Origin of the sequence: Pseudomonas sp. yb_9 (assembly GCF_043103635.1) — a bacterium.
Lineage (GTDB): Bacteria > Pseudomonadota > Gammaproteobacteria > Pseudomonadales > Pseudomonadaceae > Aquipseudomonas > Aquipseudomonas monteilii.
This window is the reverse complement of the sequence record NZ_JBICKA010000021.1, coordinates 1-11,710: the sequence shown is the minus strand read 5'-3', so window position 1 is coordinate 11,710 and position 11,710 is coordinate 1. Positions and strand designations below refer to the sequence as shown.

At 61.7% G+C, this 11,710-nt stretch carries 13 protein-coding genes and 1 pseudogene; 12 read left to right on the top strand and 2 right to left on the bottom strand.

Annotation, left to right across the window (positions count from 1 at the left end):
- On the bottom strand, window positions 1–503 hold a 503-nt coding region (locus tag ACF8MI_RS04930), incomplete at its 3' end, for an IS5 family transposase (protein WP_392517389.1).
- A 154-nt stretch (window positions 504–657) separates the two neighbouring features.
- Here ACF8MI_RS04930 and ACF8MI_RS04925 point away from each other — a divergent pair.
- From ACF8MI_RS04925 to pbpG, 3 genes and pseudogenes are all read left to right on the top strand, one after another.
- A complete protein-coding gene (locus ACF8MI_RS04925; RefSeq protein ID WP_200929329.1) occupies window positions 658–1,641 on the top strand; it encodes an IS5-like element IS2000 family transposase in 984 nt (327 codons plus the stop codon).
- Between the two features lie 604 nt (window positions 1,642–2,245).
- Window positions 2,246–2,425: pseudogene (locus ACF8MI_RS04920) on the top strand (site-specific integrase); the annotation flags it as partial.
- A gap of 129 nt (window positions 2,426–2,554) precedes the next feature.
- Window positions 2,555–3,481, top strand: a complete 927-nt coding sequence (pbpG, locus tag ACF8MI_RS04915) for a D-alanyl-D-alanine endopeptidase (RefSeq protein WP_223624865.1) — start codon at window positions 2,555–2,557, stop codon at window positions 3,479–3,481.
- Between the two features lie 42 nt (window positions 3,482–3,523).
- Here the strand turns inward: pbpG and ACF8MI_RS04910 are convergent, their stop codons facing one another.
- Entirely contained in the window at window positions 3,524–3,958 is a 435-nt protein-coding gene (locus ACF8MI_RS04910; protein ID WP_060501633.1) for a hypothetical protein, read from the bottom strand.
- Window positions 3,959–4,159: 201 nt separating this feature from the next.
- Here ACF8MI_RS04910 and ACF8MI_RS04905 point away from each other — a divergent pair, with 201 nt between their 5' ends.
- The 9 genes from ACF8MI_RS04905 (at window position 4,160) to ACF8MI_RS04865 (ending at window position 11,707) form a co-directional block, all read left to right on the top strand.
- The gene (locus ACF8MI_RS04905; protein WP_104835082.1) at window positions 4,160–5,494 is read left to right on the top strand and encodes a lysine N(6)-hydroxylase/L-ornithine N(5)-oxygenase family protein; all 1,335 of its coding nucleotides are present in this window, start codon (window positions 4,160–4,162) and stop codon (window positions 5,492–5,494) included.
- 177 nt (window positions 5,495–5,671) lie between these two features.
- On the top strand, window positions 5,672–6,865 hold the full coding sequence (locus ACF8MI_RS04900; RefSeq protein WP_060501637.1) for a PepSY domain-containing protein: 1,194 nt from the start codon (window positions 5,672–5,674) through the stop codon (window positions 6,863–6,865).
- On the top strand, window positions 6,862–7,401 hold the full coding sequence (locus ACF8MI_RS04895) for a hypothetical protein (RefSeq protein WP_060501639.1): 540 nt from the start codon (window positions 6,862–6,864) through the stop codon (window positions 7,399–7,401). Before ACF8MI_RS04900 ends, ACF8MI_RS04895 begins: the two co-directional genes overlap by 4 nt.
- On the top strand, window positions 7,398–7,718 hold the full coding sequence (locus ACF8MI_RS04890; RefSeq protein ID WP_060501641.1) for a hypothetical protein: 321 nt from the start codon (window positions 7,398–7,400) through the stop codon (window positions 7,716–7,718). Before ACF8MI_RS04895 ends, ACF8MI_RS04890 begins: the two co-directional genes overlap by 4 nt.
- Complete coding sequence (locus tag ACF8MI_RS04885; protein WP_060501643.1) at window positions 7,715–8,284, top strand: DUF6162 family protein; 570 nt, start codon at window positions 7,715–7,717, stop codon at window positions 8,282–8,284. The genes ACF8MI_RS04890 and ACF8MI_RS04885 overlap by 4 nt, the downstream gene beginning before the upstream one ends.
- A gap of 18 nt (window positions 8,285–8,302) precedes the next feature.
- Complete coding sequence (locus tag ACF8MI_RS04880) at window positions 8,303–9,205, top strand: metal ABC transporter substrate-binding protein (protein ID WP_060501645.1); 903 nt, start codon at window positions 8,303–8,305, stop codon at window positions 9,203–9,205.
- Window positions 9,202–9,951, top strand: a complete 750-nt coding sequence (locus tag ACF8MI_RS04875; protein WP_104835085.1) for a metal ABC transporter ATP-binding protein — start codon at window positions 9,202–9,204, stop codon at window positions 9,949–9,951. Before ACF8MI_RS04880 ends, ACF8MI_RS04875 begins: the two co-directional genes overlap by 4 nt.
- A complete protein-coding gene (locus tag ACF8MI_RS04870; RefSeq protein WP_104835086.1) occupies window positions 9,948–10,847 on the top strand; it encodes a metal ABC transporter permease in 900 nt (299 codons plus the stop codon). Before ACF8MI_RS04875 ends, ACF8MI_RS04870 begins: the two co-directional genes overlap by 4 nt.
- Window positions 10,844–11,707, top strand: a complete 864-nt coding sequence (locus ACF8MI_RS04865; RefSeq protein WP_104835088.1) for a metal ABC transporter solute-binding protein, Zn/Mn family — start codon at window positions 10,844–10,846, stop codon at window positions 11,705–11,707. The genes ACF8MI_RS04870 and ACF8MI_RS04865 overlap by 4 nt, the downstream gene beginning before the upstream one ends.
- Window positions 11,708–11,710 lie beyond the last annotated feature (3 nt).

Below are 11,710 nucleotides of genomic sequence, written 5' to 3'. Positions count from 1 at the left end.
CCCTTCCTGGTCTGGTGCATTTCCGGGTCACGCTTGCCGTCCTTGTTCTTGGTCGAACTTGGCGCGTTGATCAGCGTTGCATCGACGATAGTGCCTTGGCGCAACGACAAACCTCGGTCACCTAGGTAGCCATTGATCACAGCCAGGATGCCGGCAGCCAGTTCGTGTTTCTCCAGCAGGCGGCGGAAGTTGAGAATGGTGGTTTCATCCGGAATGCGCTCCAGGCTCAGTCCGGCAAACTGGCGCAGGATGGTGGTCTCGTACAGCGCTTCCTCCATCGCAGGGTCGCTGTAGCCAAACCAGTTCTGCATCAGATGTATGCGCAGCATCGCCATCAACGGGTACGCCGGACGACCACCCTCACCTTTGGGGTAGTGCGGGTCGATCAGAGCGACCAAACCTTTCCACGGCACTACCTGATCCATCTCGATCAGGAACAGCTCTTTGCGGGTTTGTTTGCGCTTGCCGGCGTACTCGGCGTCGGCGAAGGTCATCTGCTTCATCGGAACCTCGGCGGGTGGAGTCCGGACATTTTGCCAAAATCAGGAAGTCTTCTTCAGAGTTTCCTTAGGGATTCTCCGATCAAGTCAGCACAGGCCATCTGACCTGTGCTGAAATAGCCCTCCGTCCAACTGCCGTCTACAAGTCCGCCATCCCATGAGTCAGATGAGCTTTTCCGATTTCGAGTACACCGGCAAGCGCAAGCAAACCCGTCGCGAGCGTTTCCTGGCCGAGATGGAACAGGTGGTTCCGTGGAGTGGACTGGTGGCGTTGATTGAGCCTCGCTACCCAAAGGCTGGCGGTGGCCGCAAGCCTTATCCTCTGGAAACCATGCTGCGCATTCACCTGCTGCAGAATTGGTTCTCTTTGAGCGATCCCGCCATGGAAGAGGCGCTGTACGAGATCACTTCGATGCGCCAGTTCGCTCGTCTGACGCTCAGCGCTCCGATCCCCGAAGACACGACGATCATGAACTTCCGGCACCTGCTGGAGAAGCATCAGTTGGCAACCGGCATTCTGGAAACCATCAACAATTACCTGCAAGACAAGGGCCTGTCGTTGCGCCAGGGCACCATTGTCGACGCGACCATCATCCACGCGCCCAGTTCGACCAAGAACAAGGAAGGCAAGCGCGATCCTGAAATGCATCAAACGAAGAAGGGCAACCAGTACTATTTCGGCATAAAGGCCCACATCGGCGCGGATGCTGAATCGGGTCTGGTGCATCACGTTCATGGCACCGCCGCGAACGTAGCTGACGTGACGGAGGTCGCTCAGCTATTGCATGGCGAAGAGAATGTCGTGTGTGCGGATGCGGGTTACACAGGCGTGGAAAAGCGGCCAGAACACGAGGGACGGCAGGTGATATGGCAGGTCGCTGCCCGCCGCAGCACCTACAAACACTTGAGCAAACGCAGCGTGCTCTACCAAGCCAAGCGCAAGATCGAAAAGGCCAAGGCGCAAGTGCGTGCGAAGGTGGAGCACCCGTTCCGGGTGATCAAACGCCAGTTCGGCTATGTAAAGACTCGTTTTCGCGGCTTGGCCAAGAACACGGCGCAACTGACCACGCTGTTTGCCCTGTCGAATCTGTGGATGGTGCGCCGGCAATTATTGCCTGCTGCGGGAGAGGTGCGCCCGTGAGTCCAGATAACCAAGGCTTTGCCTTGGTTATCCAATAATCAGCGACTGAAAAGCGGGCTTTTCGGCATCCCTAAGCCGCCCATTTCCGACTGATGAGCAACTTGTTCGGAGTTTCCCTAGAGAAACATTTTCCGTAAAACGTAAGTGACGCAACAAATAGACCCTTGACTAAGTCATAGGCCTCTCGATTTTCGGCATAAAAGAAACCTCCATCAACCTTCGGTTGCGCCGAGTGTATACGCTCGATTTCCTTCATCCAGACTATAGCGCTCTTCAAGTCTTTTTGAATAAGAGCGTAGCCGGCGAGCTGGTCGCAAATCTTGGATTTAAGAACAACTCTTTTGCATGGCCGACCACGGAATTTGTAAATCCGATGTTTGCGGCCAGTTTTTTTGTCGATAAAAAATCGCTGAAACCATTCCTCGTCCAAAACAACCTCTCCTGAAAATCTCGTCATAAACGCTGGGGGAACCAATGCCCATCAACTATGGCAGCGTATGCAGCGGCATCGAAGCTGCAACTGTCGCCTGGCACCCGCTGAACTGGCGTGCCGAATGGTACGCCGAAATCGAGCCATTCCCCAGTGCGGTGCTGGCTCACCACTACCTATGCCACGATGTGCCTTATGTCGGGCATGAACCCTGCCTTCATCGCTGGCCAGCTCGGGCACTCCGTCCAGGTGCTGCTCACGACCTACGCCAAGTGGTTGAATTCAGCTAACGACTGGGCAGAACTGGCGAAGCTGGAAACGAACGTAATTGGTACAGAATTGGTACAGCATTAAATATCGTTCACCTTGCGCCCTTTAGTCATAAGGCATTCGACAGCGTTTGGGCCATACTCCACAATGCAGCGGTTTAGGGGGAAAACCCTTGCACAGCCAACGACATACCAACTTTTAGTGAGCCTCAACGTGAAAACATCCCTGTCTATCCTCAGCCTGCTGCTGTTGCTCACAGGAACCGCGACCCTTCCGTCGACCGCTGCTGCACAACCCCCGGCCCAGGTTCAACGCGACCCGTCCAAGCTGCACCTGGCTTCAGGCAGCGCCTTGTTGATCGACCTGAACACCAACCAGGAGCTGTACGCCAGCCATGCCGACCGCGTGGTGCCGATTGCCTCGGTGACCAAACTGATGACAGCGATGGTGGTGCTGGATGCCAAACTGCCCATGGATGAGATGCTCACCATGACCATTGCCAACAACCCGGAAATGAAAGGCGTGTATTCGCGCGTGCGCCTGGGCAGCCAGCTTGACCGCCGCGAAACGCTGCTGATTACCCTGATGTCGTCGGAAAACCGTGCTGCCAACTCCCTGGCCAACGCCTACCCAGGTGGCTACCCGGCGTTCATCAAGGCGATGAATGCCAAGGCTCGCAGCCTGGGCATGGCACATACCCGGTATGTCGAGCCGACCGGCCTGTCGACACAGAACGTATCCACCGCCCGTGACCTGGCCAAGCTGCTGATGGCCTCGCGCAAGTACCCGATGCTGAGCGAGCTGTCGACCACACGCGAAAAAACCGTGGCCTTCCGCAAGCCCAACTACACACTGGGCTTCCGTAACACCGACCACCTGGTGAACAAGAACAACTGGGACATCAAACTGACCAAGACCGGCTTCACCAACGAAGCCGGGCACTGCCTGGTGCTGCTGACCCGCATGGACAACCGCCCGGTGGCCATGGTCATCCTGGATGCGTTCGGCAAGTACACCCACTTCGCCGATGCCAGCCGCATGCGTCAGTGGCTGGAAACCGGTGCCGCCAAACCAGCGCCGGCAGTGGCCATGCAGTACAAGGCAGACCGGCAGAACAAGGGACGCCTGGTTTCCGAGTAAACCCAAACGGTCTCGCTGGGGCCTTTGCAGGCCCCAGTCGTATCATGCCTGCGTATTGACCATCCCCCCTGCACTGCTGCCACCTGACGTCTGCAGCGCTTCGAGCAACTGCGCAGTTGCCTGCAGGATTTCCCCATTGATGGTCGCGATGCTCGCCTGCTTGGCACTCACAGCTGCCATCTTGGCGGTTTCTTCCATCTTCTGCGCCATCAACTGGGCCAGTTGTTTCTGTTCGTCGGCCAATTGCTTCTGCAGCTTCTTGATCATCTCGCGCAATTGCTTGATGTGCGCAGGCTCCGAGCTTTCACTGCTGCCCTGGGCCCCTTGGGCCTGGCCGCCACCGTTCGCCCTGGAGGCGTCGGTCTGAGCGACTGTTCCACCCTCTTCAGCCTTTTGCGCGTCCTGGCTCTCGGCGCTCTGGGTCGTGCTCAACGCCTGTGCCGTGGTGCTGATGCTGACTGCTGCAATTCCTGTCATGTCTGTCTCCCTGCGTTGCAAAATGGGTCCTTGCAGTGTTTTGCCTATCGGCCGCAGCACGCAGGTCTTTAGCCCGTGTAGCAGTGGGGCGGCCGCCCGCCAGTAAATTCCCCATCGTTTGGCTCGTTCCACCCAATGTACACACGCAAGCGCCGGCCCCTCCCGGCGGCGTCCACATTCGACCACTATGGAACCGCAGCCATGAGCCAGTCTGCAAACCCGGAAACTATCAAGGACCTGATCGGCGTGGGCTTCGGCCCTTCCAACCTGGCCCTGGCCATCGCCCTGGAAGAACTCGCCGAGTCCCAGGGCCATGCCCTCGATGCGCAGTTCATCGACAAGCAACAAGACTACCGCTGGCACGGCGAAACCCTGGCCACCCAGAGTGAGTTGCAGATCTCGTTCCTGAAAGACCTGGTGTCGCTGCGCAACCCCACCAGCCCCTACAGTTTCGTCAACTACCTGCACCAGAAGCAGCGCCTGGCCGACTTCATCAACCTCGGCACCTTCTACCCCTGCCGCCTGGAGTACAACGACTACCTGCGCTGGGCCGCCGAACACTTCGCCACCCAAGCCGTGTATGGCCAGGAAGTGCTGCGTATCGAACCGGAACTGCAGGATGGCCGGGTAGAACACCTGCGTGTGATCGCACGCGATGCACAGGGCCGCGAATACAGCCGCCGCACCCGCTCGGTGGTAGTCGGCAGCGGCGGAACGCCGAAAATCCCGGAAAAGTTCGGCGCCTTCAAGGACGACCCACGGGTGTTCCACCACTCCCAATACCTGAGCAGCCTGAACAAGCTGCCGTGCACCGACGGCAAACCGATGCGCATCGCTGTGATCGGTTCGGGCCAGAGCGCCGCCGAGGCGTTTATCGACCTGAACGACAGCTACCCGAGCGTCAAGGTCGACATGATACTGCGCGGTTCGGCCCTCAAACCGGCCGACGACAGCCCGTTCGTCAACGAGATTTTCTCGCCGGACTACACCGACCTGGTCTACAACGAACCCGCCGACCAGCGCAGCAAGCTGCTGGGCGAGTACCACAACACCAACTATTCAGTGGTCGACCTCAACCTGATCGAACGCATCTACGGCATCCTCTACCGGCAGAAAGTCGCCCACCAGCACCGCCACAATGTGCTGTGCCGGCGCCAGGTGGAAGCCGTGGTGGCCACGCGCGAAGGCCTGGAGCTGACCCTGCGCGACCTCGCTACCGGCCAGCAGCAAACCCACCGCTACGATGCCGTTATCCTTGCCACCGGCTACGAGCGCCGCTCGCACCGTGACCTGCTGGCACCGTTGGCCGGTTACCTGGACGACTTCAGCGTCGACCGCAACTACCGCGTGCTGGCCAGCCCCGACCTGCAGGCCTCGGTGTACTTGCAGGGCTTCTGCGAAAACAGCCACGGCCTGAGTGACACCCTGCTCTCCGTACTGCCGGCCCGTGCCGCAGAAATCGGCCGCGCCCTGTATCAGGACCTGGCGCAATTGCACGGCAAAGCGCAACCCGCTGCGGCCCTGACCCGCGCCTGACCCCTGTGCTACGCACCCTCAAGGCCGGCCTGTCGCCTCGCGCGCAGGCCGGCTTTGTGCCCTCTGAAACATTTACTTGCATTTAAAACGGCAGGTTTTCAATTCTCATTCGTCCTTATCAGTACAGCCCTCTTTGGTTGGGCACACGCTCGACCACCCATTGCAGAAGACCGTCTGATGGCCAAATCACCGAAAAAATCCAAATCCAGGCTGTGGTTCCTGGTCCACAGCTGGCTCGCCTTGCCGATCTGGTTCTTTGTGCTGATCGTGTGCTTCACCGGCATGCTCGCCGTGGTCAGCCAGGAAATCGTCTGGCTGGCTAACCCGGATGTACGCGCGAGCAAGCCCGACGGTGATGCCGAGCGCCTGAGCTTCCAGCAGGTACTGGACGCCATGCGCAAAGCCGAGCCAGACATGTTCGTGGAGTCGCTCAGACAGCCCGACGGCTCGCACTTTGCCCTGCTGGCCGATGTCACGTACCCCGACGGCACCAGCCCGACGCTGTACGTCAACCCCTACACCGGCGTCATCCAGGGCAAGTCCCCTGACTTCAACTTCGAAGCCTTTACCCGTGCCCTGCACGGCTGGTGGCTGGTGCCTTTCACCAATGGCTTCAGCTGGGGCTGGTACCTGGTTTCGCTTCTCGGCCTGCCCATGCTGGCCTCTCTGGTCACCGGGCTGGTGGTGTACAAGAAGTTCTGGAAAGGCTTCTTCAAACCGGTGCGCACCGGGCACGGCTCACGTATTTTCTGGGGCGACCTGCATCGCCTGGCGGGGGTGTGGTCAATCTGGTTCATCGCGGTCATTTCCATCACCGGCACCTGGTTCCTGATCCAGGCGCTGCTTTCGGACAACCACATCACCATTTCCAGCCGGCCTATCGTGCCGGTGATCGCCCGTGAAGATGTGCCGCAAACGCCGGATGGCACCCCTGCCCCGCGCATTGACCTCGATGAGGCGGCACGTATTGCCGGCCTGGCGATTCCAGGCCTGGACATCACCTTCATTTCGTTGCCGGCGACCGCCTACAGCCACGTTTCCATGGGCGGGCGCGGCTGGTATCCGCTGATGTTCCAAAGCGCTGCGGTCAACCCTTACACACGCAACGTCGACAGCCAATTCCTGCTCAGCGACCGCTCCACGCTGGAGTTCGTCACCGAGTCCATGCGCCCCTTGCACACCGGTGACTTTGGCGGATTGCCCATCAAGCTGATCTGGTTCTTCTTCGGCCTGATACTCACCTTGATGGTGCTCAGCGGCTTGCTGATCTGGACCAAGCGTACCGCCCAGGCCACCGCAGCCGCCCTCAAGCGCAGTGACCGTGCGCCCCGTGCCGCACGCAGCCAGACCACACTGGAGACCCAACCATGAGCCACGCCCAGGCCGTGCCCGCCAGCCCGCTGAAGCAGTGGTGGCTGAAGTGGCGCTTTCATCTGAACATCCTGCTGATCCTCGTCCCGCTGGGCTTCATGCCCAAGTATTTCAGCGACGCCAAGCTGTTTCGTGGCGACGCAGGCTTGGGGGCGAACGTGATCAGTGGCATCCAGGCCGGCCCTTACACGCTGGACTTGGCTGAACTGCGTGACGAAGCACCACGCGAAGACGGGCCCGCCGGCCACTTCAAGTCCTTCAGCGCGTCCTTGTGCAAAGCCTGCATGAAAGACGTCAAGGCTGTTTACCTGCGCATCGGCAAACCGCGCAGCCTGCGCGCTGCCGGCACCCTCTTCTTTGGCGCCCCCTACCGCATGGGCACCAACCTGCCTATCCCGCCGCGTACCAAACCCGACGCACAGATCTGGATCACCCTGGAAGGTTGGGACGGCAGCATGCACCAGGCATCCGTCCCCCTGGCCCAGGCATCGCCTGCCACCGTGGCCTGGCTCGAGAAACAAGGAGGCAAGAAATGAAACACCTGATGCGCACCCTCGCCCTGCCCTTGCTGGTACTGGCCGCTGGCCCTGCTCTGGCACACAACCCGATGTGCGAATGCGAAGAACTGGCCAGCGGCCAGGTCACATGCACCGGTGGCTTCTCGGACGGCAGCGGTGCCGCCGGGGTGACCCTGGACGTGATCGGCTATGACGAGCAAGTACTGGTCGGCGGCAAGCTGGGTGACGACTCCACGCTCACCTTCAAACGCCCGGACGGCGAATTCTACGTGCTGTTCGACGCCGGCCCCGGGCACGTGGTGGAAGTCGACTACGCCGATATCGCCCAGCCATGAGCCGCGCTCAAGTGATTCGCCCGGCCGGCGCCGGGCACGAAACCCTGTACGTGCTGCTGGCCAGCCTGCTGATCGTGGTGCTCGCCGCCAGTGTGGTGCTGTTGCGTGGCGAACGCGTGGATGAGCAGGCCATCGCCAGCCACCAGATTGACGCCCGCCGCGACCTCACCGCTGCCGAGCAAGGCCTGTACACCGACCTGCGGGTGGCCTTCGACGAGATCCAGCTGCTGCGTGAGGAAAACGCCGCCGTGCCGAGCGTGCAGGCACTGGCCGAAGAAGGCCTGCCGCCATTCGTGGTGGATGCCGGCAGCCAGGGCCGTGGCAGTCATCAGTGGTCGTGGCTGGAATCCGGCGCTTACCTGGGCCGCAGTCAGGCCCCTGAAGTTGCCGGCAGCCTGCTGCTGATCCTGCCGGCGAACAGCACCGGCCAGGCCGATGTCTGGTTGCGCCGCGACAGCGCTGCCGTCATCCCGGACGATCTCGGCCAGGCGGCCTTGATCGCTGCAGGTTGGCAGCAAGTGGTCAGCCACTACGACGCCGGGGTTACCCGCGAACACCGTCACTGAACCCAAGGACTCCCACCCATGTTCCGCTCCGCCCTCGCCCTGCTCCTGGCCTTTGCCCTGCCGGCACTGGCCCTGGCCGATAACGGCAAGCCCCTGCGTATTGGCATCACCCTGCACCCCTACTACAGCTATGTGACCAACATCGTCGGCGACAAGGCCGAAGTGGTGCCGCTGATTCCGGCGGGCTTCAACCCGCACGCCTACGAGCCACGGGCCGAGGACATCAAGCGCATCGGCACGCTGGACGTGGTGGTGCTCAACGGTGTCGGCCATGACGACTTTGCCGACCGCATGATTGCCGCCAGCGAAAAACCCGGCATCGCAACTATCGAGGCCAACCAGAACGTACCGTTGCTGGCAGCCACGGGCATTGCAGCGCGCGGCGCCGGCAAGGTGGTCAACCCGCACACCTTCCTGTCCATCAGCACCACCATCGCCCAGGTCAACAACATCGCCCGCGAACTGGGCAAGCTCGACCCGGACAACGCCAAGTTGTATACGCAAAACGCCCGCGCCTATGCCAAACGCCTGCGCGCCCTGCGTGCCGAGGCGCTGGCCAAGGTAACCGAAGCGCCCAGCGCCACCTTCCGGGTTGCCACCATCCATGCCGCCTACGACTACCTGGTGCGCGACTTCGGCCTGGAGGTGACCGCCGTGGTCGAACCGGCCCACGGCATCGAGCCCAGCCCGGCCCAGCTGAAAAAGACCATCGACCAGCTCAAAGCCCTGGATGTGAAGGTGATCTTCTCGGAAATGGACTTCCCGTCCGCCTATGTCGAAACCATCCAACGTGAATCCGGCGTACGCCTGTACCCTCTGACGCACATTTCCTACGGTGAATACACCAAAGATAAGTACGAAGTGGAGATGAAGCGCAACCTCGACACCGTGGTGCGCGCCATCCAGGAGAACCGCGCATGACCGTCGCCGCCAACCTGGTGAAGGCCTGTGGGCCACGCATCGAGTTCGCCGACGTCGACCTCACCCTGGGCCGTACACGCATCCTTGAACACGTCAGCTTCGGCGTTGCTGCCGGGAGCGTGCATGCCATCGTCGGCCCCAACGGCGGCGGCAAGAGTTCACTGATCAAGACCCTGCTCGGGCAAATGCCACACCAGGGCCAACTGACCCTGCATTGGCCGGGTGAGCGCGAGGTGATCGGTTATGTGCCACAAGCGCTGGAGTTCGACCGCGGCCTGCCAATGACCGTAGATGACTTCATGGCTGCCATGTGCCAGCGGCGCCCGGCGTTTCTCGGCTTGTCGCGCCGCGTGCAGCCGGCCATCGATGCGGCCTTGGCGCGGGTCGGCATGCTCGACAAGCGCAAACGGCGCATGGGCGCCTTGTCTGGCGGCGAACGCCAGCGTGTGCTGTTGGCCCAAGGCCTGATCCCCGAGCCGCAATTGCTGGTACTGGACGAGCCCATGTCTGCCCTCGATGAAGCCGGTATCCAGGTGTTCGAGCAGTTACTGCAGGGCTGGCGCCAGGCCGGCACCACAGTGCTGTGGATAGAACACGACCTGGAGGCCGTGCTGCGCCTGGCCGACCGGGTCACTGGCCTGAGCCGCCAGGTGTTGTTCGATGCCCCGCCGGCCCAGGCCCTCACACCAGAGCGCCTGCTTGGCCTGTTCTCTGTTCACCCGCGTAGCGAGAGCCTTGCCTCATGAGTTTTGAAGCCTTTCGCCAACTGGTCCAGGACTGGGCCACGGCTGGTTACTTGCCTGAGGCTCTGGCCTACGGCTTCGTGGTCAATGCCTTGCTGGCTGGCCTGATGATTGGCCCGGTACTGGGCGGCCTGGGCACCCTGGTGGTGGTCAAGCGCTTTGCGTTCTTTTCCGAAGCCGTGGGCCATGCTGCACTGACCGGGGTAGCCATCGGCATCCTGCTTGGTGAGCCCTACACCGGCCCTTATGGCAGCCTGTTCGGCTACTGCCTGCTGTTCGGCATCTTGCTCAACTTCCTGCGCAACCGCACCGGTCTATCACCCGACACGCTGATCGGCGTGTTCCTGTCGGTGTCGCTGGCGCTGGGCGCCAGCCTGCTGCTGATGCTGGCCGGCAAGATCAACGTGCACATCCTCGAAAACGTGCTGTTCGGCTCGGTGCTGACCGTCAGCGGCCAGGACCTGGTGGTGCTGGGTATCGTCGCAGTACTGGTGCTGGCTCTGGCCGTGCCGCTGTACAACCGCATCATGCTGGCCAGTTTCAACCCGCAACTGGCGGCCGTGCGCGGGGTGGCGGTGAAAACCCTGGATTACCTGTTCGTGGTGCTGGTGACCCTGGTGACCGTGGCCGCAGTGAAGGTGATCGGGGCCATTCTGGTCGGTGCATTGCTGGTCATCCCCGCTGCGGCTGCACGCCTGGTCAGCCAGTCGCTCCAGGGGTTTTTCTTCGTCTCGGTACTGATCGCCACCTTGAGCACGCTGCTCGGCATCCTGCTGCCGATCGTCTTCGACCTGCCCGTACCGTCGGGCGCCGCGATCATCCTGGTCGCCGGCATCTGCTTTGCCCTGGCCGCCCTGGCCCGCGCCCTCGTCCCACGCCTGCAAGGAAACCCGGCATGAACCTGAAACGCCTGACCCTGGCGCTGGCCTTGTCCGGCCTGCCGTCGCTGTCTTTTGCCACGCAAGTGCTGACCACCCTGCCCATCACCCACAGCCTGGCCAGCGCCCTGCTTGACGGCACGGCGGTGCAACTCAAACGGGCGGCACCGGCCAACCTGCCGGCCAGCCGCCAGCCGTCGTATTTCAGCTCGCGCGGTGGCCCCAGCCTGGAGAAAGCCGCAAAGCAGGCCGACGCGGTGATCGGTGTACGCTCGATCTGGCGTGACGACCCGCTGTACCCGATGGCCCGACGCAGCAACATCCGCATCGTCGAAATCGATGCCGCACGCCCGGTGGATGGCGCGCTGCCCGGCATTGCGGTCACAGGTGATGATGCCTACGGCACCTACCCCTGGCTCAACCCGACCAACCTCGGGCGCATGGCCGATGTGGTAGCCAATGACCTGGAACGGCTGGCACCGGACGACAAGGCGAAGATCCAGGGCAACCTAGCAGGGCTCAAGCGCCAGTTGCTTGAGCTATCGGCCAGCAGCCAGACGCGCCTGGCCAAGGTCGACAACCTGACGGTGGTGAGCTTGTCCGAGCGGTTGGGTTACCTGGCCAGCGGCTTGAACCTGGATGTGGTGGAGCAAGCGCTGCCGACCGAATGGGACGCTGCCGCGCTCCAGGCGCTGGGAGAGAACCTGAAAGCGCAGGATGTGGCACTGGTGCTGGACCATCGGCAACCGGACGCGGCGGTGGCCGAGGTGATCAAGGCTGCCGGGGCGAAGCTGGTGGTGGTGCAGAGTGACCCTGAGGATGCGTTTGCCGGTTTGAAGGCCAGTGTCGACCAGGTGGTTGGGGCACTGGGCGAGAGCTGATCT

What these genes read in the sequence shown, in the direction of transcription:
- ACF8MI_RS04925 (WP_200929329.1), top strand. Translation starts at nt 658, where the DNA reads ATGAGTCAGATGAGCTTTTCCGATTTCGAGTACACCGGCAAGCGCAAG.
- ACF8MI_RS04910 (WP_060501633.1), bottom strand. Translation starts at nt 3,958, where the DNA reads ATGACAGGAATTGCAGCAGTCAGCATCAGCACCACGGCACAGGCGTTG.
- ACF8MI_RS04905 (WP_104835082.1), top strand. Translation starts at nt 4,160, where the DNA reads ATGAGCCAGTCTGCAAACCCGGAAACTATCAAGGACCTGATCGGCGTG.
- ACF8MI_RS04900 (WP_060501637.1), top strand. Translation starts at nt 5,672, where the DNA reads ATGGCCAAATCACCGAAAAAATCCAAATCCAGGCTGTGGTTCCTGGTC.
- ACF8MI_RS04895 (WP_060501639.1), top strand. Translation starts at nt 6,862, where the DNA reads ATGAGCCACGCCCAGGCCGTGCCCGCCAGCCCGCTGAAGCAGTGGTGG.
- ACF8MI_RS04890 (WP_060501641.1), top strand. Translation starts at nt 7,398, where the DNA reads ATGAAACACCTGATGCGCACCCTCGCCCTGCCCTTGCTGGTACTGGCC.
- ACF8MI_RS04885 (WP_060501643.1), top strand. Translation starts at nt 7,715, where the DNA reads ATGAGCCGCGCTCAAGTGATTCGCCCGGCCGGCGCCGGGCACGAAACC.
- ACF8MI_RS04880 (WP_060501645.1), top strand. Translation starts at nt 8,303, where the DNA reads ATGTTCCGCTCCGCCCTCGCCCTGCTCCTGGCCTTTGCCCTGCCGGCA.
- ACF8MI_RS04875 (WP_104835085.1), top strand. Translation starts at nt 9,202, where the DNA reads ATGACCGTCGCCGCCAACCTGGTGAAGGCCTGTGGGCCACGCATCGAG.
- ACF8MI_RS04870 (WP_104835086.1), top strand. Translation starts at nt 9,948, where the DNA reads ATGAGTTTTGAAGCCTTTCGCCAACTGGTCCAGGACTGGGCCACGGCT.
- ACF8MI_RS04865 (WP_104835088.1), top strand. Translation starts at nt 10,844, where the DNA reads ATGAACCTGAAACGCCTGACCCTGGCGCTGGCCTTGTCCGGCCTGCCG.